The organism is Rhodopirellula europaea 6C (assembly GCF_000338295.1).
In the GTDB taxonomy this organism is placed as follows: domain Bacteria; phylum Planctomycetota; class Planctomycetia; order Pirellulales; family Pirellulaceae; genus Rhodopirellula; species Rhodopirellula europaea.
Map to the genome: position 1 here is coordinate 1 of NZ_ANMO01000228.1, position 23447 is coordinate 23447.

Here is a 23447-nt window from a genome sequence, read left to right on the forward strand (position 1 = left end):
CTGCAAGACCTCCTACGTGGAGGGTCTCGCTTGGCTGCAGGTCTCCATCACGAAACCGCCTTTGTAGATTCAGCATCGAAATCGAAGCCTCCGGCATGAATCGGATCCTCACACACGCAGGAATTGCTGAATGAGCCGAATTACCACAACAACGAACACGATCAACGCAACCAAGAGACCAGCCGTGGCCCCGAATTGGAGGTAGGTGATGCCGCCAATGGCGACGACCAGAGTTTGGCCCACGTAAGATCGATTGATGTCTCGAAGAAGCATGCGGGTTTCTGCGTATTCACTCGGCAAGAGTCATCAGAGGCGAGGTTCGTAGTGCGCCTTCGCTTGAAACCTCAACCCTGGGGCCGCTTGTATTCTACAAAACCTTCGATGGCCTGGTATTGTGCCAAACCGAGTTGATCGTAGGTGCGGGCGGTGTGGGCGTTTCGAGCTTCGGCTCGTTGCCAGAATTCACGAGCATCGGCACCGGGGAACAGGGCTCGGTCTTTTTGCGATTCGTGCTTGAAAATGGCCGCACGCTTTCGATCGACTTCTTGCGGACTCAACGGCACAGCCATTTCAATCTCATGCGGCGCCCATTCTTGCCACGCACCACGGTAAAGCCAAACCACGCACTCGCTCATCCATTCGTCGTCTTGGCATCGTTCACAAGCGGCCAGAAGGATGTCGAGGCAGGTTCGGTGCGTTCCGTGCGGGTCACTGAGATCTCCCGCGGCATAGATTTGATGAGGCTGGACTTCACGAAGGAGGTCCACGGTGATCTGAATGTCGGCGTCGCTGATGGGACTCTTTCGAACCACGCCGGTTTCGTAGAATGGCAGCTCCAGAAAATGCAATCGCTCGGCAGGAACACCACAAACAATCGCTCCCTCTTCGGCTTCACCACGACGGATCAATCCTTTCAATCGCTGCATCTCAGGGATGTCGACCTCGCCGTGATCCTTCGTCCCCAAGAACTCGATCATCCGTTTGGTCAAGTCGACCACCGGCGGTGTGAGCAAGTCAAACTCTTTGCAAAATTCGCGAGCAAACTTGGCAAACCGAATCGCATCGCCATCAAACACGGCGATGTTGCCGGACGTTTGATACGCAACATGCACTTCGTGTCCCTGACCTGCGAGGCGAGTCAAAGTGCCTCCCATCGAGATCACGTCATCATCGGGGTGAGGTGAGAACAGAATGATTCGCTTGGGAAACACCACGCCGGGCTGGTCCGGTTTGCCGGCTGGCCATCCCGTGATCGTGCTTTGCAAATGTCGGAAGACGCGAAGATTGATCTCATAGGCCGATCCATGTTCGGCGAGAAGATCTTGCAATCCGTTCTCGTTGTAGTCTCCATCAACAAGCATCAAGACGGGCTTTTGCAACGACTGAGACAGATCAATCACAGCACGGCGGACCATCGTGTCATCCCAAATGACTTTACCGACCAACCATGGTGATTGAATGACAGTCAACTGAGCCGCCGCCGCTCGGTCGAGTATCAATTCCGCGTCGGCGTGTTCTTGCAACGAAGTCGCGGGAACCGAAGGAGCGAGCTCGCCTTCGATGGTCCGAGCGATGATCGACGATTTACCTTCGCCAAACGCTAGCAGAAAGATCTTGCGAGCTTGCAGGATCGTGGAGACCCCCATCGTGATGGCTCGCCGAGGCACATTTTCGACGCCAAAGAAGTGGCTGGCCGAGTCGATCCGTGTCATGCCATCGAGCGTGATCATTCGCGTCCGAGAATCGGTGCCCGACCCAGGTTCATTGAAACCAATGTGCCCGGTTCGCCCGATCCCGAGCAATTGGATATCGATGCCACCGGCGTCCATCAACTCTTGATCATAGGCGGTGCACCCATCCGCGATGGTCTCGACGGGCTGAGTGCCATCGGGCAAATGGATGTTCTCAGGACGAATGTCAACGTGGTCAAACAGATGCTCGTGCATGAACCGCGCATGGCTCTGCAAGCAATCTGGATTCATCGGGTAGTACTCGTCCAAGTTGAACGTGATCACGTTCGCCATCGACAGGTTTTCTTCGCGGTGCAGTCGGATGAGCTCCGCGTACACGTTGACGGGAGATGAGCCGGCGACCAATCCCAACACCGCCATTCGCGATTCGGCGGCACGTTCACGGATCAGGTCGGCGATCTCATGAGCGACGGCGGCACTCGCGTCGGTCGACTCGGGATACACCCGGTAGGCAATTTTGTTCTTGGGCGATTGTGGAACCAGGTGCGTGGCGTCCGTTCCAGACATGATGTTTCTCTTGGTCGGTTCAGCGAAGTGGAATTCGGCGACGCTATCTTATAGCGGTTCCGGGCCAAGAGGTCTCGCCGGCAACTTGCCGAGAATAGTGAGCCGCACCGACGATCCCGGCATCGTTGCCCAAGGTGGCAAATTCGATCTTCAGATGCGAGCTGATTTGCACCAAGGTCCGCGGGAAACACTCCTCCCGGATCGATTGCAAAAACTGCTTGCCCGTGTCAGTTCCCGGGCCACCAAACGTCATCGCTCCGCCCAAAAGCACAACGTCGGGATCCACGACGTGGGAGAACATCGCGATCGCTCGACCGATCACGATTCCGGTTTGGTGAATAACACGGATCGCAACCGCGTCCCCATCGGCCGCGGCATTCGCAATCGCCAAAGGCGTCAGTGACTTCATTCCCCGAAGCGCACTTGCGGCCTCGGTTTGCTTCAGGATCTCGTTCGCCGTTTGAATCACGCCGGCCGATCCGGCATAGGCTTCCAAGTGCCCAGGAAAGCCGCAACCACACATTCGAGCGTCGTTGGAAAAATCAATCGTTGCGTGCCCAATCTCTCCACCGCATCCATTCGCACCACGGATGGGGCGTCCATCCAGAATGACGCCACCTCCCACTCCCGTGCCGAGCGTCAGCAACACCAATGAGTTCGCACGGCACAATCCATGGGCCGACTCAGCCAATGCCGCTGCGTCAGCATCGTTCAATAGAGCAACCGGTTTCTGAAAAACGTCGGCAAGTTGCTGGCGAAAATTCAGATGATGCCAACGATGCAAATTCGCGGTTTCCGCCAAGGCTTCCGCTTTTGGATCCAGCACACCCGCCATCGCTAATCCGATCGCATGCAAATCCTCCAACGTTTGCGAGGATTCCTTGAGCGTGCGTTCGACACTGTCTCGGCATGACTGAAATGCGGCCTCGGGCGATTCAAAGTCATCCGTTCGGATGTGATTTCGCCAAATCAATTTGTCACCGCGAAAAAGGCCAAACTTGATCGTGGTTCCGCCAAGATCGATGCCGAGCACCCACGTTCCTTCACCCGAATCATCTCCGTTGCTGTGGTTCGATTCTTTGGTGGATGCGAAATTCATTGGCTAACGTCAGGATTCCAAATGGATAGTTTACAAGGATTACTGAAAAGCGAGGGGCGTGACTACTGCGGCGACCAGTCTAATTGAACGCCAAGCTAAATCAGCGAGTTTTGTGTGGACTACAATCTCGCTCCCCTCCTTTGTCCTTCCGATGCCCCACCTTGTGCAGGAAATCTGATGAATCGTTTCCCCGAATCATCCACACCGCAGTTGCGAACCGCCATCGCCGCGACGATTGCTGTTTGCGTTGTTTTCACCTCGTTTGCCTTTGCCGATGAGGCACCTCAAAGGATTCCGTTGTGGAAAGACGGTGCGCCGGGATCCAAAGACCGCATGCATGAACCGGAAGTCGTGACCGGCACAAACGTCTCCAACGTTCACCATCCGTCAATCACTCCCTATTTGCCGAGCAAAGAAGCCTCCACCGGAACCGCAATTTTGATCGCACCGGGTGGAGGTCACAGCAAACTATGCCTCGGCCACGAAGGCGACTCGCTGGCGAAGTGGTTTGCCGAACGCGGGGTGGCCGCCTTCGTGATGCGATACCGACTCTGCCGCGAGCCCAATTCCGACTACACGCTGGAAGGCCATGCGATGGACGACACTCGTCGAGCCATCCGAATGATTCGTTCCAACTCAACGGAATGGAACTTGGATCCAAACCGAATCGGGATCCTCGGCTTTTCCGCCGGCGGAGAGTTGGCCGCGTACTCGGCGATGCATCCGCAGTCCGGGAACCCCAATTCATTTGATCCGATCGAACGAGTCAGCAGCCGTCCCGATTTCCAAGGGTTGATCTACCCGGGCAAGTCCGACACGTTCACTGTTTCAGAAGGCATGCCACCGGCGTTCATCGCGTTCGGCTTTCACGATCGCGAAGACATCGCATTCGGAATGGCGAAGGTCTACTTGAAGTACAAGGAAGCGAACGTGCCTTGCGAGATGCACGTCTACAGCGAAGCCGGTCACGGGTTTGGTTTCCGCGAGAACAACAACACCGCCGCGGGACGTTGGCCGGAACGAATGCTGGAATGGTTGACCGACCGTGATTTGCTGACTCAAAAGTAGTACCGATCGTCGACACTTCAACGAGAGCGTTTCAACTGACTCGGTGGCACGCCATAGACACGCTTGAACGCTCTTGAAAACTGAAACGCGTCGGCGAATTGCAGCATCTCGGCAACGTCGCGGACCTTCATTCCTTGGGTGAACAACAGGTCCGCGGCGTAGTTCATTCTGAGTCGCAGCAAGTACTGGTACGCACCTCGCGAGGCATATCGCTTGAATAGCCGCGAAACGTAGACGGTCGTGTAGCCGCACTGTTCGGCCACTTGGGCGATCGATGTCAGATCACGAAAGTTGTCTTCCATGTACTGCCTAATGTCTTCGTAAACTTCGAACGCTTTGGGCGAATCGCTCCCGGTCGTCGACTTCCGCTGCGCGATCTTGATGATCATTGCTCGAGTGATCAACGAAACGATGTCGCGAGATCGAAATTGATCATCCTTGCCTTCGGTTGAAATGATCGAGAACAGATCGGTCAACTCTTTCACGTTCCGGACGTGCAATGGGTAGCCGCGAAGCAGGTTTGCTTCTAGCAGCAAACTCTTTGCATCGGTACCAAACATATCCAGGTAGTACTTCCGCATTCCGGTCTTCGAGCTGTTTTCGATTCGATGCCGAACTCCGGGACCGTAGGCAAAGACAGTGCCTCGTTTCAAATCAAACCACTCATTCTCGAGCTGCAATTTGCCTTCGCCTTGGTCAACGATCTCCAGTCCCCAGAATGGGAAATCGCTGCGTTCGACAACGTAATCGAGAGACGTCCGTTCCACTCCACCACAGACAACTGTGAAACGACTCGAACTATCTGGATCCAAATCCAAGTAGAAGTGCGAAGCTTCAACCGTTTGCTTGGAGACGAATTCTGGCGTCTGGATATCTTCCATCACGTTGCCTCCGGGTGATCGAGACACACAGGCTTCTGCGGTGCGTCAATCGATTTGTGTAGAAATCAGGTGTATAGATTCTTCGCGGCTGCCTTCTTGACCTCGATTGCCGCGTCGAAGCTTCGAATTCTGGCGCCAGCCCGCTGACATCCGCAGCGATTGGCACGGAAAATCGAAAGTTTAATTACTGCTATCGGTACCATAGAATACCCTCTGCTCAATTGCCCCTCCACCGGAGTTTTTCAATTTGCCACGTGGTCCTACCCGTGAACGCTGTGATTGCTTGCGAAAAGCAATATCCATGAAGCTATTCGCCTGTTAACGCAACAGGGGAATGAAAAGACTGCTCGACCTCGAAACGAACCACAGCGTTGCCAACACCGGAATTCCCCGTCGAAACGCTCCATAGGAAACGTGCCTCGTTGAGCAATTGTCGGTACTGCGGTCCGACTTAGTTGCTCGTTATCTGACCTCGGTTCGGCCTGAATCGTTGATGCGCTGACAAAGGGCGAATTGAATCACCATCCCCCAAACATGGTGACTTCGACGCGACCAAACTGGTGTTGGTAGCGCGATTCACTGACAAGTTAAAAAGTGGCATGTAGCGTCCTCCGATATGTCGAGCTATTGGCGAACGACCAGACATTGCAAACGCTCAAGATACATCCAAACCGAAATCTCAATTTGGTAGCTGCGAGACGTGTGTAAGAAAAGCCATCCTCCAGCAATCTAGCTATGGAGGATTCGCAGGCTCAAGGCAGAATAGTCCCCGTTGCAAGCTGACAGTCATCGGCAAAACGCCGTAAGCGAGCAACGCCTGGCACGTTCTCCCATTTCCGTCGGGAGTTGGTGGATCGTCGTCAGAGACAACGTCTTTTCCTCCTTGAATCGTTTCGATTTTCTCATCCCACTCTCGGTTGGAGTACACCTTGATGCAAAAGTCCCCTTCGCAACGAGCAGGCTTCACGCTCGTCGAGCTTCTGGTCGTGATCGCGATCATCGGCGTTCTTGTTGGTTTGTTACTGCCCGCCGTACAGGCCGCTCGTGAAGCTGCCCGTCGCATGAGCTGCAGCAATAATTTCAAACAAATTGGTTTGGCAATTCACAACTACCACAGTGCGTACAACCAATTGCCGATTCATGGTGGCGGTACCACCGATCCCCATTCCGCGCAGATTTGGCGACCGTCGGAAGTTTCTAACAACGGCCGATTAAGCTGGTTGGTCGGCTTGACCCCGTTCATCGAACAACAGGGGCTTTGGGAGATGATCTCAAATCCACTGAACGAAGATTCGCGTGGTGCTAGCCCGCCGGCCGCAAGCGGCAACGGTGGGGTCAGCGGCGGAGCGACTCGCAATGGTGGCCCATTCAGCCCGATGGGACCAACTCCAGACGAGATCCTGTACACGCCATGGGTCACGCAAATGCCTACGTTCCGTTGCCCAAGCGATCCAGGTGTTGGCCTGCCGTCGCTCGGACGTACGAACTACGCAGCCAACTTGGGCGATTCCGCCGAACGCGCTCACCAAGGTGATTGGAACAACAGCGCCCCAATCGGGTACGGCAATATCAGCTCCGGTTTGGCGAACGAGATCCAAGGTGCAGGACGTGGATTCTTCACGGTGCACAAGAGCCGACGTTTCCGCGATGTTTTGGACGGCTTGTCCAACACGGTCGCTGCTGGTGAGATCGCAACAGACTTGGGCGACAAAGACGCTCGCACCGCTGCCCTCAACCGCGGTTGGTCGTTCGTTCGCAACTACCCACCAAACGACTGCGATAACTTGGTCGATCGGGCTCGTCCTCAATTCTGGGATGCATCGCAAACCACCGTCAGCGGTGTCGATGGTCGCGGGTTCCGTTGGGCCGAACACTTGCCAAACTTCAGTGGTTTCTTCACCGCTCAACCACCAAACAGCCCCATCTGCAACGAGCAGAACGCGGGCAACTCTGGTTGGTATTCCGCATCCAGTCGTCACCAAGGTGGTGTCCACGTCTTGATGGGCGACGGTGCGGTGAAGTTCATTACCGACTCTGTCGAAGCTGGCAACCAAAGCCAATTGGGTGTCAACGCGTACCGAGCTGCTGGATCGAAAAGCCCCTACGGCGTTTGGGGTGCATTGGGCACACGATCAGCCAAAGAAATCATCGAAGATGTCTTTTGATCAAAGCTAAATCTGATGTGCGTCTGCTTCACTTGCCAGCGGACGCACGTTCCTTCCAAACATCCTTCCCACAACAGAACCATGAAATATCGATTCGCTTTGTTTGCCTGTCTTGTCGCTTTTTCCCTGACCGTTGGTTGCGACAGCGGTGAACCAACCAACCTCGCCGGCGAAGTGAGCGACAGCGAGATTGAAGAGTACAATCGCATGCTCCAAGAGTCACAAAAGCAAATGGTTGAATCGGACGAAGCAATGAAAAAGGAAATGAAGTCCAAACGCTAACGGAGACTTCTGTTTTGCTGGTTGCCTCCGCTTCCAACTTGAAGACCTGCTCTGAGTTCGACACCTTGCGTGTCGTGCTCAGAGCTTTTTTATGCGCCGCCTTTTGCATCAGTGTCGGATGCGGCCCGACAAACTCGACATCGAAAACCTCGAATGTCACCGATGGCGATGGCAAGGATAGCTCCATCGAAAACGCTGAAGCTGACGCTGAAACATTCGGCCCCGATCAAATTCTGAACGTGGGGCGAACACGCGGATGGAAAGTCGCGGAACAGATCGCAGCCCAAACTCTGATTCGCTCGCCGGACGATGTGGGCATCTTGGTTGCCTCCGCTGAAGTGAAACAGCGTCTCGGTAAGAAGGACGAGATGGCGATGCTATTGGTCGATGCGACATGTGCTGACCAATTCGTGAACGAGACATTGGTTTTGCAAGCGGTCGCGGGCTTGATGGCGAACGGGCAACTCTTCGAATCCATCGAACTACTCGAAGACGTTGTCAAGAATCATCCGGACCGAAATGAAACACGGCGATGGCTGTTTGATTGCTTGGTCAATTCAGAACAAATTAGTCTGGCTACACCGCATGGCCGTCGGCTCATTCGGGATCGGCACTTTGATTCGGTCCTGTTGTTCTCAATGGGACAAAACGAGCAACGCGACCGTGAAGTGGAATCGCTGACAATTCTCAGCCGTCGCAACCCTTCTGATGCCCGGCTCACCATTGGAATGGCGAGACTCGCGCTGGACCGGGGCGAATTTGACGAATCGGGTAAGTTGCTTCAGAAGATTTTGGAACAGCACCCCACGTTCTCGTCCGCATGGTGTTTGGAAGCCGAACGCTTGTTCTTGGCCGGCAAACACGAGATTTTGTTGGACTGGTTGCAAAACGTTCCCGCCAACGTCAAACGAGACGAATGGAAGTTTTGGGCGACCGTCGGCAACGTTGCCTTGAAGAACGACCAGCCTGCATCGGCCGCCCGTGCTTACTGGGAATCAATTCAACGCAATGATGCCGTTGGCAAAATTCATGCGAAGCTGGCGAGATCGTTGCAGCTCATTGCGAATCAACACGAATGGGTCGACCCAGAGCTACTCGAGGATCTGACGCTGCGAGCGGAGTTGCTGGAGCAGTTGGTGCAGGTCAAAGACCGTTTCTACCGCTCAGAAATGAAGTCTCCCGAAATCGCAACTTCCATCGCTAATCTGCTAGCTCAACTCGGTCGCAACTGGGAAGCAGAAGCTTGGCTCGCGAATGCGATTCGAGAATCCAATGGCCAGGCAAAAGCGGCTGTAGAACTGCGAGCCAAGATTGTTGCTAAGCTACGTTCGGATCTTCCATGGCAAATAGAACCCGATTCTTTCACAAAGTTGAATTCGCATGTCCTCGCAAGTCTACCAGAGCTATCGATCGAATCTTTGCTTGGCGAGATCGAACCAACCTCACCCGCACCGATTACGGTTGCCGGCGAAGAAGCAAAACAGGGGGCAAGCGAGTATCGACTGATCGACGAGAGCGAATCTTGTGGACTCGTGGCGACGTCGAACGATCCGATCCAGTTGCCAAACGGAGTGATTCCGATCTATTCTCAGTTGGGATCCGGCGGCGCGTCCCTGGACTACGATCTGGATGGCTGGCCCGACATCTTCGTGGCTGGTTCTTCCGAGATGATAGATTCAAAAAAGCCCCGACTCAGCGAAAGCGATTTCTTTCGAAACGAAGCAGGGCAACTGCGTCGCATTCGTTTGCAATCCAACTTGCTCAACCGGGGATTTCCTCAGGGGACCGTGACTGGCGATTTGAACGCGGACGGGTTTGTCGATTTGGTTCAGTTGAACTACGGCGTGGACCAAGTGTTCCTAAACAACGGCGATGGAACCTTCTCTGAAGCCTCCTCTTGGTTTGATCAAAACGATCTGGCGTGGTCCACCAGTGGTGCGATTGCGGATCTGAACGCGGACGGGATCTCCGACATGATCGTCCTTCGTTATTGCGAGCCTGACGCTCCCCTTCGTGAGCGATGTCGTCGGCCCGATGGTGCGATCGACTACTGTGCCCCCACCCACTACAACGCGGACATTGATCAATTTTTTCGCGGCAGGCCAACTGGCGGACTCGAAACCGCGAACAAGCATTGGGACATCAGACCAACCAATCCTGGTCGTGGACTGGGATTGATTGTTGGGCAATTGGATGAGACGCCATCCATCGATGTGTTTGTTGCCAACGATATGACCAGCAACCACTTTTGGTCGCGATCGATGCTTGACAATTCAAAATTCGCAGAAAGCGGGACCTTATGCGGGCTCGCTTTGGACTGGCGGTCCCGTCCCCAGGCCAGCATGGGAATTGCCGCGGCAGACTTTGATGGCGACCATGACCTGGACTTCTACGTCACCAATTTTGAAAAAGAACACAACACGCTGTACCTGCAACAAAACCCGGGGATCTGGTCCGATCAAACTCGATCAGCCGGGCTTTACGAATCAAGCTTCGAATCGCTTGGCTTCGGAACGATCGCAATCGACCTCGACAATGACACGTCCGACGAGGTGATGATCTGCAACGGTCACGTTCATCACGACTCGCCGTCCGGCTACGAACAGCACCCACACCTTTGGACGCAAATCAAGCGAGGTTTCCAATTTGTCCCCCGCCCCGAATTGTCCAACTACTTTCAAAAGAAACATGTTGGTCGTTCGGTTTGGAAGCTCGATATCAATCGCGATAGCAACACGGATTTGGTGATCACTCACCAGGGCGAAAGCCCAAAGCTTTTGTGCAACCGTACCAAAGAGGCATCGGAAAACCATTCTTTGAAACTTCGATTGGTCGGAACCGAATCAGCTCGCGATGCGATTGGCTCGGTGGTCTTGGTCACCCACGGTAGCCAATCAAGTACACGTTGGCTTCTTGCCGGCGATGGCTACATGGCGTCGTGCGACAAAGTCCTCTCCTTCGGTCTGGGAACAATTGCCGACGACGCTCGAATCGACGTGTCCATCACATGGCCCGATGGAACCACGCAGTCGATCCAAGCTCGGCCAGATCGAGAACTGTTGGTGGTCCAGAATCAAACGACCGCGTTTGTGTTGGACGAAACTTCGAACTCAGAGTGATTGCATCGACGGATTGATGCATCTGACATCTATGCTCGGGCACTATGCATCCCATCGATAGCTGGCCTGGCGTACAAAACCTTTGATTTCGATCGTACCGTCGGGTTGAATATCCATGACTGAATAGCCATTGCTCTCGGGTCCGGATCCTTCGACCATTGCCGCCATGGTGCAATAGTGGATGCCGCCGATCTCATTCAGGTCATTTTGGTGGCTGTGACCCTGGAAAACCGCTACGACGTTCCCGGACTCCTCGAGTGCCTTTCGTACATCCACGCAGTTCTTGACGCCGTGGTTGTTGCTGACGTCAAGACGTTGGTGAGCGAAGACGACAGTTGGCTTGCTGTTGGACTTCAGGTCACCACGCAGCCATTCCAATTCTTCTGCCGACACATTTGCATCAGTCCAATGAAAGTTCCGCCGACCGTAGGACTTTCCGTCGCCTCGAAAGCAAGCGTCCAGAACGATGAAGTGAATTCCTTCGCGATCGAATGAGTAGAAAGAACGCTCTTGCTCAACACCGCCCAGGAATTCATCTTTGGACAACGTGTCGACGCAATGGTTGCCCAAGACGTAGTGTCGATCGTCACAGATCGAAGCGAATTGTCTGTTGATGGTTTTGAGGTATCCCTGTTCAACATCCACCGAATCCGCGGCGTCAATCAAATCACCTAGTTCGACGACGAAGTCCGGTTGATTGGCAGCGAACTGCTTGCTGGCCGTTTCCAACTTGCCAAGCGTTTCCCGATAGTGACGTGATCCCGCAGGTGACTTGTCCGCGTAGTGCAAATCGGTGATCACCCCCACGCGAACCGCTTTGGAATTGCTTTCCGGTTCTTTGGAAAACAGCATTTTATTCGTCAACGCGGTAGCTGCTAGAACCAGCGATCCATTTCGCAGCATTGCGCGTCTTGCAAACGCGTGTCGATTCAACCGGCAGGTCGGATCAGCAGATTCGACGAATGAATTTGATGCAGGGTTCATGATCAGCAGATACTAGAAGGGAATCACGGAAGGTTGGCTTTGAACAATCTATCGATTTTGCTTTGCTGTGAAAGCGAAGACGAGGCCTCGGCGAAAAACAATTTGGTTCAACGCCATCTTCCCGAAGATAATACAAAGACCGTGCGAAGAATTGATGAAGCGGAGATTCGATCATGGTGCAGATATCCAACGCGAGCTAGAACGGCGGAAATCAGACCACCCCACGTCCTGACCGCTTGTACTGCTTGAGATAGATGTTGGGCGTCATCAAGCGATGCATCTCAATTCTGCTGAACTGCGTTGCCCGATTGGGAACCCAGGGAAGCGTTGCCATACAAAGCTCTACGAATAGCATTCGCGATGACGGATCTCAACTCCGGTGGCTTTCGAATCAGCGACACTTTGGTCGCTCGCACAAATCATGGTAGCTAAAAGCCTAAAATGCTTCGTTCTGAACGATCCAAGGATCGCTACGTTTGAATGAGCACACTATCCGGTCCGACAAGCTGAAGACTACATCAATTGTTCTTGCTAATCAGAAGTGGAAGAGAACGTAGGCGGTCGTGATCGATCCAATCCCGGTGGCGGTATTGGCATCTCGATGCGTTCATCGGACACATCAAGACGGTACATCAATTGGTTGTAGTTGTACCGGGGAACGGGAACCGTCGTTCCCGAGAATGTATTGACAAACGTTCCTTCAAAGAAAATCGTTCGTCCGCCATCCCGCATCAACTCCGGATGTTGTTTGGGATTGTAAAAGTCCATGTGCTGACCTGGTCTGGCATGAGTCGCGACCTTCCGGCAATGAACCCACGGACCGTCGGGTGCATTCGCCGTCGCAAACCAGACCTCACCCAAGAAGCTATCACCGCCTTGCTCGCAGAAGAGCATCGTCCAACGCTTCAAGAAAGGATTCCAGGCGACCGACCCATTCGCCACACGAACCGGGTTGTTTGAGGCAACGTCTCGTAATGCAAACGGTGCTTCTTCCGGTTCGAGCAATCCTTCGCGAATCAGCGTATCGATCTGCTTTTGCGAGGCCGGTTGCTGTCCTTGTTTCCAACTGAATCGAATCCGCCCACCTTCATCACGATCGATCGAACCATCGGCGGCGTAGCAAGTCAAACCTTCGTATTCGCTTGAATTTGTCACCGAGTCAAAATCAGCGTGCACACGAACAGTTGGTGGAGCGCCAATGTAAAAGTATTCCGTCCCATTGGCCTTCACTCGTATCGGATGATCTCGAGGGTACAGGAGTGACTCAGTGGGTAGCGGCAAACGACGGTGTTCGATGAAGACCTCTCCGGCATCGTCGTAGACCATCAATCCGGTCTGAGCGACTGAGAAATCCTTGCGAGCGGCCACGTAGCGAGCAACCAACCTCTCCCGTTGGTTGCCGTCACGCACGACCATCAAACCATCGACCCAAATCGGGTGGTTGCCATCTTGTTCCACACGAGCCATTGGGCTAACGAATCCGCCAGGCTGACGTAGGAAATAGCTGAAAGGGATGCCAATGTTCGCATTCAATTCAGACGGCAGTGGCGACGTCGCGCCCGTCATGCTGTAGTTGCCCAAGGCTAACTTCACCTGGTTCGTGTCCTGCCAGAACCAACGCATTTTGCCGTTGTAGATCACGGTCTGAACCGAGTCAGATCCCGCCACTTGCCCGTTGACCAACGGAACATCCAGGGGCGGATTTTTGCCAAGCAACATAGTATCTCTGTAGATACCGACTCCGGTTTGTCGGTACAACCGCTCCGCGACATTTGTCCGCTGGAGTTCCACGACGGATTCGCTGCCGGGTGTGGTTGTTAGTGCGACGCCGCTTGTCCCATACGGACCAACCGGACTTTCGTAGCCCCAACTGCTGACATCAAACCAAACCTGCTGGCTCATCAAACTAGGTTCACGATACGCGACATAACCGTTGCTATCGGTGAAGTATCGAGCCTGGTCCGTCGTGCGCAGTTCGACCAACGGGATGCCGCGACCGGTTTCGCGATCCACGACGCGGATGGCGAAATACTCTTCCGGTTCCGCGTGAGCGTTCTCAATCGAGAGCAGGCACAAAAGCACACACGCCCCGGTGGCCGTCATTGCGGCGAAATGGCGAGGCGACGTCAACATCGACTAAAGCTCGGTGACGAATGATTTGAGCTTCTGCAGACGGTCTTCGTTGATGCAGTAACACACCTTCGGGCCATCCACCTCGCCCTGGATCAATCCAGACTCTTTCAGAATCTTCAAATGCTGAGAAACGGTGGACTGTGCTAGTGGCAACTGATTCACAATCTCGCCGCACATACACGCTTCTCGACCGATCAGAAACCGAACGATCTGCACGCGAGCCGGATGAGCGATCGCCCACGCGAGCTTGGCGAAATCCTCCGCCGTGGGATCGCTTTTCAGCTTCACCGGAGTTGAATCGCAGGATTTCTTCTTCGTTGTCTTTGCCAAACCGTTGCCTCACTTTCCTTTATCGTTGATCTGCGATCGATGCTAGCTGGGTCAGCCGCAGTGGTCAACGGTTTGGCGGGCACAAATCGCGTTCAAACCAAGCTTTCGCGAAAATCTCAACGGGCTTGGTGAAGACACTCGACTACGGCAAATATGGCCAGTAGGTGAGCTTTCCATTGTGATGAGCGACGAATCGAACGTCGCCATCTTGCGAAACAACCACGGCAATCGACTGGTTCAGCCCGTTGACCAAACGGTAGGCCGAGCGATGTCGCGTGCCGGCCGAATCGGCTCGTTCAGCAACGGTCTGGTGCCCCTCGATGTCGGTCGCTCGATGGATCGTTTGGACGGGCGTGTCACCAAGGATCTCTCCGCCGAATCCGATCAATCGAAAGCTATGGTCGAGAATCAATGCTCCATCAACCGTCATCATGTCCGCCAGAAAGTGGCTGAAATCGATCAACTGATCGTCAAAACGTCGCAGCTCCGCGTCACGGAATTGCTGGTAGTCGCTCCAAGTCAAAATGGCCAGCTGCCGCGTTTTCGCGACCTCCAAAGCTCTTGCCATCAATCGCACCATCATGCCGTGGTAGAGCAGCGTCGAATCATCGGACTGAAACTGAACGCGAAAACGCAACCATTGTTCGCACGTTCCATCTTCGTGCGCCCCGTTTGGCAGCACGACCATCAGTCCGCCGTGCCGTCGATTGCGGACCAATCGAAGCACCCGCCGAACAACACTTTGAGCCAAATCTCGTACAAACGATTCGCAAACCTTGGTGGTGACAGAGTTGCTGACATGGTCCTCCGGAAGCCGACTGAGCATTGCCTCCCGTACGCTTGAGAATCGGCCCGAGATCCATGTCGATCGAAACGGATCAAATCCATCGATCAACAACTGGCCTTGGTTGGTCTCGAGAACTCGCATGTACCCCGAGGATGCAACCAAGTGCCCAGGCCGGATCGCTTGGACAACCAAATTGGGAGGCAGCGAAACACCGTCGAAACGACTGCCTTCAACTCGGTTGACCCATTCGGTTCCGGTCACCACCAAGCCCCAAATCACCAACGCGCCCGACTCATCTGTCGTGACGGCGAGCGCGGCACGATAGAAGTCCGCAGCAGCATACAGCTTTCTTAAATTGTGCGGGCTTAGAATTGCTGGTTCCGCAAATGACAACACATGAGGCTGAGGTTCCTGGATCGCCATGCCTCGCAATTGAGTGGGACTCGCGTAAATCACGCGACAACGAACCGGCGTGTCTTCCTCCCGCAGCAAGCTTGCTTGATAGCAAACGTCCAACAAAGAAACCATGGACGCCGTCGACGGTAGCAACTCCAACGGGAACCCACGCGATTCCCACTGTTTCGCTAGCACCGCCGCCATTTCGGCGGGGTAAGAAGAGAACTGATCCATGCTTTTCGCGGTCCCCGACAAGACATTTTCAACTGAATGGCATCCATGCTGCTGCGTGCCTTCGTTGACAATGTCTAGATCGACCGAGCTTCCACCGTCAACACGCAGCAAAAGACTGTATCAATCGGTATGGAAAAGTCGTGCCAGTCACAGCAGGCAGCTTCGTTCGAGGGGGCACAAACGCAGCGATTTGTCACAAGCAATCGCTGGGGCGTCGACTTTCAAGGAAGACAGCGATTCAATCGCAGTTCGAAATCGTGCAGGTAGTCTTCCCGCCAACGATTGACCGTTTTCGCACCACGATGAGGACCCTCCGAGGCCCCCATGGCTGGGTCGTCCGTCCACCAATTTGGTAAGTCCGCAGATGGTTGATTGGCATGCTTTGGTGACGGGTTCACAACCGTGATCGATCCGCGTTGACCGTCCAGCACTGTTAAGTCGCTCTCGATTCGAAAGTCGTATCGCTTGGCGGCCTTGGGACAAAACCGAAATCGAACCGTCGAGTCCTCACCAAGGTGACCTTCCAAACGCTGGTTCTCGACCACCAAGACTGCCTTCGATGGACGATCGCTTGAATCGATCGCTAGCCCCAACTCCAAAACGCCAAAGATCTCCATTCGATCTTCTTCGACTGGCATACGGTCAAGACGAAGCATCGGTCGTTCCCAGGCTCGGCCAAAGCGTCCACCCCAGCTTGGCTTGGATGGATCAGATGGGTCCCCGTGCAATAACCAAGCGACCGTGGGTGTGTCACCCATTTTGATGTCGGCCATTTGACGCACAAAGAATTCACCGAGTGCTCCTCGGCCTTTGACCTTCGATGCGACGAAGCCTTTGTTGCTCCAGTCACCTGATTGATTCCCGCCAACAAACCAACCTCGGTAAGTCGAGTTCGATTCGATCATCCACAATTGCGGATGGTTGGCAACGATGTACTGGTACGCGTCGGCCGACCACTTCTTATTGGGGCCACCAATCCAGTGCACACGCAACTTCGGCAAGATGCCGGGCGAGTCATGCAGTGCCTGAGCCAGATCCTCCAAACCGCCCCATACCAACACATGCAGCGGACGCGAATCCTCGCGATTTGCACACTTGATGATCCAGCGAGACCCTTCGGTTGACTTCCGGAAACCCGCGTACGGAGCCCGCTCGATTTCACCTTGCTTGGTGATTCCGCGGAGTTGATCTGCCGTCGGATAGCCATCGGAATGCTTCCGCAGATTTCGATAGTCCGCTTCATAGCAATCGATCACTCGCAGGATATCACTCTTTCGCCCATCACCAAAAGGCGAAGCGATGAGACCTTCGATGTCCAGCACATCCGCATACAACAACAAGTGCACCATCGACTGAAAGTCATCCGGGTCCGTCCCGCCGATATCAGTCGAAACGATGACTCGATGGCGAACGCTGGAGTCGGGCATCAAAGCGTCCTGTGCGGCAGCGTTAGGGCTTTGAACCAGCAACGCTCCGAATGAGAGCAAACAGATCAGCAATTGATTGGTCATTTGATCAATTCCACGATGACACGGCAGTAGCGGGTGAGTCGAGGTGAACTATGGTTTGTGGATGCCACGAAGGGTTGCATCGTACCGGTACGCGGCGGCATCATTATCGGTGCCGGAACGGTGAACGAAGCTCATGATTGTGCCTGGACAATTATTCGTACCGTTGGGAAGCGAAAGGCATGAGACAGTTTCTAAAACGGAGGGCGCTTGCCTCTTTAACAGTTTTGGTCGTGAAATCCATTCTTGCGGCAAATGTTGTTTGCTAAACCTTCCGGCACCACCAGTTCGTTTCGTCAATTTCTAAGCTTGAGCGTCCTTCAGTTCGTAAAAACTCGTCCCCTGCTCATGCCCAATTTTGACGTTGTCTTCGGGATCGGCAGCGGCACCGGAACCTCGCTCCGGGCTAGTGAATGAGTAATGAACTATTGACGAAGTGAGGTGTGATCTGCGGTTGGAAAATCCTCTGGAACCTTTTGGGTGACTGTTCCGGTAGCTGCCCACTCCGTGCCACGCTGGAGAGTCGTGATGAACCCGACACACTGCAGCGAGTCGACCGGTTCCGTTTGATTGGGAGCGACGTGCCCGAGCGTGGTGTGAAAGACACGGCCCTTTCCGTACTGGATCGTCATCAAGATAGGCTCGTTCTCGCCGGTTCCGTTGCGCATCGACGTGACTGCCGACGCGGTCGCCAGCACGGTCAAATCATTTGCGGGTCCGCGAAGTTGCGAATACAGCTCGTCGTTTGCATGCATCCACATCGATGGCAACCCCTTCATGATCGGATGATCCGGTGCACGGGAGACGACCGGAAAGTCATGACGGGACGGGTGCACGGCGGTACCTGAAGACATGTCCAAGACAGTCTTTCCGTCCCGCCAACGAACCTTCGGCCCCCACTCTTCCGTGCGTCCCCCCCAGCCGCCCAACCCGGTCATTTCAAGGAAGGCTTGCCACTGCGGGAATGCGTTGTTGGTTGCGTGAACGACGACCAAGCCACCTCCCTGTTTCATGTACTCTTCAAACGACTTCTTCGTGGCATCGGGCCAATCGTCGCCTTCGTAGTCCAGCAACACCGCGTCGTAGTCGCTCCACACCGGATCGAACCCTGACATGTCTTCGCCTGATGCGGGGGTCGTCAGCGTTTTCACTTCAAACAACCCAGCGTCCTTGAGAATTCGTTCGAATGCCGTGCTTTGGACTTGCCAGTTGTGGTACTTGGACGATTGGCCCGTGATCAACAACACGTCAATCTTCTCTTGCCCAACCGCCGACCTCCCCCACAGCAACGTCACCAACATGCACGAAAGAGTGACAAAACGAAAACGGAATGCACTGTTCATGATGCGATAACCTGTTGTTGAAAGGGATAGGGAAGAACTGCAAAGGAAATCATCACGCGTTTCGCCAGCGTGATTGCGGTGAGAATCCCAGCATCTCTTTTGCCTTGTCGATGGAATAGAACGTTTCGTATTCACCAAGCTCCCGTCGCTGAGGGACATCGGCGTAGAAATCCTTGATCACTTCGGCGCTCGACATTCCCACCGAAGAATCTTCGTTGGCAACGTTGAATACCTGATACCCAAGTCCATCGGTCGCCAAAGCACGTTCCACAAAGTGGCTCAGGTCACGCGTGTCGATATACGCGAAGATGTTGCGACGTCTGCATGAAGCATCGCTGTTCCATTGAGGAACCAATTCCTCGTACTCATGAGGTTCAATCACGTTGTTGATTCGCAAGGCATAGATGTCCGTGCCCGAACGAGCTTGGAAGCTACGACCGCACGCTTCATTGCAAACCTTCGACATGGCGTAAGCATCATGCGGGACGGTGGGATGCTGTTCGTCCACCGGAACATAGTTCGGCTTGACTTCGCCGTGCGCAAAACATACTCCATAAGTGGTCTCGGACGAGGCAAGCAAGATTTTTGGTATGCCAAACTTTACCGCGGCCTCCAGCACGTTGTATGTCGATGCGGTGTTGATGCGAAAGCATTCTGGGTCGGGACGCAACTGAATGCGAGGAACTGCGGCAAAGTGAACCACCGCATCAAAGGTGCGCGGGACGTTGGCCGCATCCAAGTCCTCGAAGCCGACGATACCTGACATCGCAGAAAAGACTTGTCCCGCATCGGTGAGATCGACGGTCATGTCCCAAACGCCGTCAATGTTCGCCGGAACGAGGTCCAGGTTCATCACCGTGTGCCCCTGATCTCTCAGATGAGTCACCACGTGGCGTCCTGCTTTACCTGAACCGCCGGTGCAAATTATTCTCATGTTGCTTCTTGTTGTTGAGGGCCAAAGTCGTCCGACTGATCCGATTTAAAATTGCGTTTACCCTTCGTCAAGGAGGGGCGAAGACGGAAAAGAGGCAAATGCGTTCACCAACGGATGGGAGTCGCTATCGTACGTTCAGAATCATCCGACGATAGGAATACAAGACCGGCCGACCATCGTCATACACCTCCAAGATCACGTGGATCGCTTTCTTGGTCGCGTCAATTGGAACGGAGATCTCGGCGGATTCGGAGGATGCGTTTTTAATCGCAACGTCGCCCTTGTAGGTAGAAGGTTCTTGGTAGATCGACCATGAGTAGCTGACTCTGTCATTATCTGGATCTTTGGTTCCCATCGCGTTCAGCGAGACGCTCGCACCAGCTTCGACGGATATCTGTTTTACCTTGCGAGTCGTGTCACCATTCAAAACAGCAACTGGATGATGATTGGCGTCCGAGTACTCGTTCGTGACACTCCAGTCCATTCTAGCCGCGAAGTCGTTGTTATAGCCATTGCTCCAGCGTTTGATCGCTTCGGTTCCATCGGAAGTATTTCCCCACATCTCATACGGATCGAATTTTCGCTCCTCGTTTTTCACGCCAGACATGCTTTTGATACTGGTCTTCTTTTCGAAGCTGAATCGTCCGCCCCACCCACCTTGATCAATTTGGTCAGGATCATTCAAGCCATTTGGGTAGATGTGCATGAAGGCGGGCGAGTCGCCTTCCGTCGCCCACTTTGTGTCCGGGTACACCGCACCGAGTGGCCCATGACTCTGAATGTCATTCTTCTGGTAATCACCATTCTTCGGCGGCTGCCAACCGTAAACCTTCGTTGCCCGAATGTAGAAGACTTGCGGGAAATTCTTGGCAATCCACGCTCCCGCATCATCTTGGCCGAGGATGTCGTAGACTCGAAGCTTCGCGAGAAACTTTTCCAGATCGTCCTTTGATCGTGTCTCGCGGACTTTCCAGATCGCTTGTGCGACGTTGTTTGTCCCACCCCAACCGCCGATCCAAATTGGGCGTGGGTCATCCTTGTCCGCAGAAGCGATGATCATATCCGATCCAGGTGAATCTTTGCCGTCGCCAACATCGCTCATGCCATAGCCAAGTTGTCCCATGACTGATATCGACCGCAGATAGTCTGGTGTCGGGAATCCTTCGGCGTGAACATTCAGGTTGTCGAAGCACTCGCCGTAGGCTTCGACAATCTTGTCCAGCATCTCAGTACTGCTTTGCGTCTTTCTCCAGCATCCCGTTGAAACGACAAGACCCTCGATATCAAATTCGTTCGCACTGACGAGCAGTCGAACCAGCGACTGATCATCATCCGGATCGGCCCCCAGATCGGTCGTCACAATCATTCGAGGTTTGGCATAGTCGGCAGAAGACGCCGTTGTCAGACCGATGAAGAACGAGATCGCAACAGCTCGATATAAAATAGAGTGGATCATAGGGGATATTCAACGCTTCAAATTCGTTAGAAAGGAATCGGGTTGGGCATTCGATGTTCTTAATTGCAACCGGACATCACTATGGTCGAACCGTCACGATCACACGCTTGTATCGAGTGAGCCGGGGTGTGCCGCGATCCGTCACTTTCAAGATAAAATGCATCGTCTCAGGCTGGTCAACTTTGGGAGCGTGCCGGGTTACCTGGTAGACGTTTTCCGGAAAGATTCCAAAGTCGACTTTGATGTCGGAGGACGAACCCGCTTCGGGGTACTGCATCCAGGTGAAGCTCAAGCTGTCACCGTCCGGGTCCGTCGTTCCGCCGGCGTCGAGCCTGAATGCTTCCCCGGAATCAACGGTGAATGTTTCTGGATGAGAGAGAGCAGGGACGGGCGGATGGTTGGCGTCTTCGTAGCTTGAGAGACACCAATCCATGCGAGCCGCGAAATCGTTCTGGAAATCGTCACGCCATCGCCACAAGGTGACCCGATTGCCCGTGTGAGCCTCGTCGTCGGGACGTTCGGCACGCCCGTACTCGCGAATAACGCGAGGTCGATACGTATCGTCGGCGTTCGTCCAAATCGTTCGTGTTTCTGGCTTGATCGGAACGCCGCCCTGAACCTCGCGGCCGACTTGGATTTCTTCATCGGTTGGTTGGGACAGTTCATACCGTCCGCCCCACCCGCCCCAATCCGGCCGCTCGGGAACATTCAGTCCGTTGGGAATCAGGCCGAGATAGGCTGGCGTATCGCCTTCGACTCCCCAAGCGACGTCAGGGTAGGCGGCTCCGAGGGGACCGTGAGATTGCTGGATATTGGTGGCGAACCATTCGTTGCTGATCGTTGTATTGTCGATCCCGTCAATGACTTGATTGATTGCTCCCCAAGTCGAACGCTCGTAACGCCCAGGGCTGACGATGTATTGCAGATTGGGAAATTCGTTCCGCAACCATATGCCCGAATCGTCTTGATCGGAAATCGTGTACACACGCAACTTCTTCACCAGCCGGACGGTTTGCTCCGGCGAACGTGTTTCGCGAATTCGGAACAATGCTTGAGCCAGCGTGTTCGGGCCGCCCCAAACAGAGATCCAAAGCGGTCGATCGTCATCGTTATCCAGCAGTTCGATGATGCGGCTCGACCCAGGCGAATCTTTGTCGTCGCCGACGCCCTTCATTCCGTAAAGCGGTAGCCCTTCGGTAACCAGGTCGAGCAACGATTGGACTGTGGGGAAGTCGGCCTCGTGTTTCAACAGATTGGGTTGGACTTTGCCATACGCGTCGATGACACGTCGAATGGATTCTGGCGCCACTCGATTTTTCTGATGCACGGACGTCGTCGCCACAATCGCTTGAATATCGATCGAATTCGCGTAGAGCAACAGTCGAACCAGCGACTGAGTGTCGTCCGGGTCCGCTTCGATATCTGTTAGCACCACCATCCGTGCCTTCGAAGCGGCACCGTCGTCAGCGATGGCGAGCGAGGATATTGCGAAAAGCACGATCAAAAGTTTGAAGAGGTTGATCATTCAATTGGTCCAGTTTGATTCCAGCGATTGACTTCATCGAGCGACGGAAAGGATGTTTGCGTCCCGATGCGTGTCACCGAGATGGCAGCAACGATTGCCGCGCGGCTGGCAGCGTCGGACAAAGGCAAACCTTCGGCGAGCGAGACTGCCAATGCACCGGTGAAGGCATCGCCTGCGCCGGTCGTGTCGACCGCTTTGACCTGCGTCGCCGGAATTCGAGACATCCCGGAATGGTCGAGAGTCAGAACGCCCTCGCCGCCCATCGTCAGTGCAACCTGCCGAACGCCTCGCTGCATCAGTGTTTGGGCGGCCAAAACACAATCAGCTTCTGTCTCGACCGCGTTGCCCGTGATTGCGGCAATCTCCGTTTTGTTGGGAACGCATGCATCACTCAACGCGAGCAATTCATCTGTGACAAGCTTGGCTGGTGCCGGTGTAAGCATCGTGAGCACGTTGGCCGCACGAGCGATCTTGAACGCTTCGATCGCAGCCTCCAACGGCGTCTCCAACTGACAGATCACAACGTCGGCTGCTTCGATCGCTGTCTTGGCCGAGCGGACGTCATCCGCGCACAACTCCGCGTTGGCGCCCGCGACCACGATGATGCAATTCTCGGCCTCATCATCGACGAGAATGGCAGCCGTGCCAGTCGGTTGGTCTTTGGAGTGACGAATGAAATTGGTGTTGATACCGTCGTTCTCATACGCATCAATGGCCTGAGTTGCGAAACCATCGTTCCCAACTCGAGCGACAAACGAAACGTCCGCACCGAGTCGCGCTGCAACGACAGCTTGGTTGGCACCTTTGCCACCCATTCCTTGATGCAACGAGTGTCCCGCGAACGTTTCACCAGGAACGGGAAGCCGTGGCGTGCGGAAAGTGAGATCGACGTTGGCGGATCCGACGACGGTGATTTTCGGTCGAGTGGTTTGGGCGTTGTCCATG

General features: G+C 54.3%; 18 protein-coding genes. 4 read left to right on the forward strand and 14 right to left on the reverse strand.

The window, feature by feature from the left end; translation table 11 throughout:
* Positions 1 to 108: 108 nt before the first annotated feature.
* The 3 genes from RE6C_RS32550 to RE6C_RS24090 form a co-directional block, all read right to left on the reverse strand.
* Positions 109 to 273, reverse strand: a complete 165-nt coding sequence (locus tag RE6C_RS32550; RefSeq protein ID WP_008660809.1) for a hypothetical protein — start codon at positions 271 to 273, stop codon at positions 109 to 111.
* Between the two features lie 71 nt (positions 274 to 344).
* Positions 345 to 2258, reverse strand: a complete 1914-nt coding sequence (locus RE6C_RS24085; RefSeq protein ID WP_008660810.1) for a glucosamine-6-phosphate deaminase — start codon at positions 2256 to 2258, stop codon at positions 345 to 347.
* A gap of 43 nt (positions 2259 to 2301) precedes the next feature.
* Positions 2302 to 3357: an ROK family protein gene (locus RE6C_RS24090; RefSeq protein ID WP_008660812.1), complete on the reverse strand. Its 1056-nt coding sequence runs from the start codon at positions 3355 to 3357 to the stop codon at positions 2302 to 2304.
* Positions 3358 to 3534: 177 nt separating this feature from the next.
* Between RE6C_RS24090 and RE6C_RS24095 the strand changes: the two genes are divergently transcribed.
* Entirely contained in the window at positions 3535 to 4425 is an 891-nt protein-coding gene (locus RE6C_RS24095; RefSeq protein WP_008660814.1) for an alpha/beta hydrolase, read from the forward strand.
* Between the two features lie 17 nt (positions 4426 to 4442).
* On the opposite strand, the gene RE6C_RS24100 is transcribed toward RE6C_RS24095, so the two are convergent.
* Positions 4443 to 5306: an AraC family transcriptional regulator gene (locus RE6C_RS24100; protein ID WP_039963293.1), complete on the reverse strand. Its 864-nt coding sequence runs from the start codon at positions 5304 to 5306 to the stop codon at positions 4443 to 4445.
* Between the two features lie 932 nt (positions 5307 to 6238).
* Between RE6C_RS24100 and RE6C_RS24110 the strand changes: the two genes are divergently transcribed.
* The 3 genes from RE6C_RS24110 (at position 6239) to RE6C_RS24120 (ending at position 10872) form a co-directional block, all read left to right on the forward strand.
* Positions 6239 to 7471 (forward strand): DUF1559 domain-containing protein, encoded by a 1233-nt coding sequence (locus RE6C_RS24110; RefSeq protein ID WP_008660821.1) that lies wholly within the window; start codon positions 6239 to 6241, stop codon positions 7469 to 7471.
* A gap of 81 nt (positions 7472 to 7552) precedes the next feature.
* The gene (locus RE6C_RS24115; RefSeq protein WP_008660822.1) at positions 7553 to 7753 is read left to right on the forward strand and encodes a hypothetical protein; all 201 of its coding nucleotides are present in this window, start codon (positions 7553 to 7555) and stop codon (positions 7751 to 7753) included.
* A 14-nt stretch (positions 7754 to 7767) separates the two neighbouring features.
* A complete protein-coding gene (locus RE6C_RS24120) occupies positions 7768 to 10872 on the forward strand; it encodes a CRTAC1 family protein (RefSeq protein WP_008660823.1) in 3105 nt (1034 codons plus the stop codon).
* A 42-nt stretch (positions 10873 to 10914) separates the two neighbouring features.
* On the opposite strand, the gene RE6C_RS24125 is transcribed toward RE6C_RS24120, so the two are convergent.
* From RE6C_RS24125 to rbsK, 10 genes are all read right to left on the reverse strand, one after another.
* Positions 10915 to 11856: a metallophosphoesterase family protein gene (locus tag RE6C_RS24125; protein ID WP_008660825.1), complete on the reverse strand. Its 942-nt coding sequence runs from the start codon at positions 11854 to 11856 to the stop codon at positions 10915 to 10917.
* A 531-nt stretch (positions 11857 to 12387) separates the two neighbouring features.
* Positions 12388 to 13989 (reverse strand): glycoside hydrolase family 183 protein, encoded by a 1602-nt coding sequence (locus tag RE6C_RS24130; RefSeq protein ID WP_008660827.1) that lies wholly within the window; start codon positions 13987 to 13989, stop codon positions 12388 to 12390.
* Positions 13990 to 13992: 3 nt separating this feature from the next.
* On the reverse strand, positions 13993 to 14277 hold the full coding sequence (locus RE6C_RS24135) for an ArsR/SmtB family transcription factor (protein WP_008660829.1): 285 nt from the start codon (positions 14275 to 14277) through the stop codon (positions 13993 to 13995).
* Between the two features lie 184 nt (positions 14278 to 14461).
* Complete coding sequence (locus RE6C_RS24140; RefSeq protein ID WP_008660830.1) at positions 14462 to 15847, reverse strand: putative sensor domain DACNV-containing protein; 1386 nt, start codon at positions 15845 to 15847, stop codon at positions 14462 to 14464.
* Positions 15848 to 15957: 110 nt separating this feature from the next.
* Positions 15958 to 17247 (reverse strand): DUF1593 domain-containing protein, encoded by a 1290-nt coding sequence (locus RE6C_RS24145; RefSeq protein WP_008660831.1) that lies wholly within the window; start codon positions 17245 to 17247, stop codon positions 15958 to 15960.
* A 422-nt stretch (positions 17248 to 17669) separates the two neighbouring features.
* Entirely contained in the window at positions 17670 to 18587 is a 918-nt protein-coding gene (locus RE6C_RS24150) for a ThuA domain-containing protein (RefSeq protein ID WP_008660832.1), read from the reverse strand.
* 52 nt (positions 18588 to 18639) lie between these two features.
* Entirely contained in the window at positions 18640 to 19521 is an 882-nt protein-coding gene (locus tag RE6C_RS24155; RefSeq protein ID WP_039963285.1) for an NAD-dependent epimerase/dehydratase family protein, read from the reverse strand.
* Positions 19522 to 19645: 124 nt separating this feature from the next.
* Complete coding sequence (locus RE6C_RS24160; protein WP_008660834.1) at positions 19646 to 20977, reverse strand: DUF1593 domain-containing protein; 1332 nt, start codon at positions 20975 to 20977, stop codon at positions 19646 to 19648.
* 79 nt (positions 20978 to 21056) lie between these two features.
* Positions 21057 to 22502 (reverse strand): DUF1593 domain-containing protein, encoded by a 1446-nt coding sequence (locus RE6C_RS24165; RefSeq protein ID WP_008660836.1) that lies wholly within the window; start codon positions 22500 to 22502, stop codon positions 21057 to 21059.
* Positions 22499 to 23446, reverse strand: coding sequence for a ribokinase (rbsK, locus tag RE6C_RS24170; RefSeq protein WP_008660838.1), 948 nt, complete (start codon positions 23444 to 23446; stop codon positions 22499 to 22501). The genes RE6C_RS24165 and rbsK overlap by 4 nt, the downstream gene beginning before the upstream one ends.
* Position 23447 lies beyond the last annotated feature (1 nt).

Coding starts and splice junctions, on each gene's coding strand:
- RE6C_RS24090 (WP_008660812.1), bottom strand. CDS start 3,357: ATGAATTTCGCATCCACCAAAGAATCGAACCACAGCAACGGAGATGAT.
- RE6C_RS24160 (WP_008660834.1), bottom strand. CDS start 20,977: ATGATCCACTCTATTTTATATCGAGCTGTTGCGATCTCGTTCTTCATC.
- RE6C_RS24115 (WP_008660822.1), top strand. CDS start 7,553: ATGAAATATCGATTCGCTTTGTTTGCCTGTCTTGTCGCTTTTTCCCTG.
- RE6C_RS24085 (WP_008660810.1), bottom strand. CDS start 2,258: ATGTCTGGAACGGACGCCACGCACCTGGTTCCACAATCGCCCAAGAAC.
- RE6C_RS24155 (WP_039963285.1), bottom strand. CDS start 19,521: ATGAGAATAATTTGCACCGGCGGTTCAGGTAAAGCAGGACGCCACGTG.
- RE6C_RS24150 (WP_008660832.1), bottom strand. CDS start 18,587: ATGAACAGTGCATTCCGTTTTCGTTTTGTCACTCTTTCGTGCATGTTG.
- rbsK (WP_008660838.1), bottom strand. CDS start 23,446: ATGGACAACGCCCAAACCACTCGACCGAAAATCACCGTCGTCGGATCC.
- RE6C_RS24130 (WP_008660827.1), bottom strand. CDS start 13,989: ATGTTGACGTCGCCTCGCCATTTCGCCGCAATGACGGCCACCGGGGCG.
- RE6C_RS24110 (WP_008660821.1), top strand. CDS start 6,239: ATGCAAAAGTCCCCTTCGCAACGAGCAGGCTTCACGCTCGTCGAGCTT.
- RE6C_RS32550 (WP_008660809.1), bottom strand. CDS start 273: ATGCTTCTTCGAGACATCAATCGATCTTACGTGGGCCAAACTCTGGTC.
- RE6C_RS24095 (WP_008660814.1), top strand. CDS start 3,535: ATGAATCGTTTCCCCGAATCATCCACACCGCAGTTGCGAACCGCCATC.
- RE6C_RS24125 (WP_008660825.1), bottom strand. CDS start 11,856: ATGAACCCTGCATCAAATTCATTCGTCGAATCTGCTGATCCGACCTGC.
- RE6C_RS24100 (WP_039963293.1), bottom strand. CDS start 5,306: ATGGAAGATATCCAGACGCCAGAATTCGTCTCCAAGCAAACGGTTGAA.
- RE6C_RS24145 (WP_008660831.1), bottom strand. CDS start 17,247: ATGACCAATCAATTGCTGATCTGTTTGCTCTCATTCGGAGCGTTGCTG.
- RE6C_RS24165 (WP_008660836.1), bottom strand. CDS start 22,502: ATGATCAACCTCTTCAAACTTTTGATCGTGCTTTTCGCAATATCCTCG.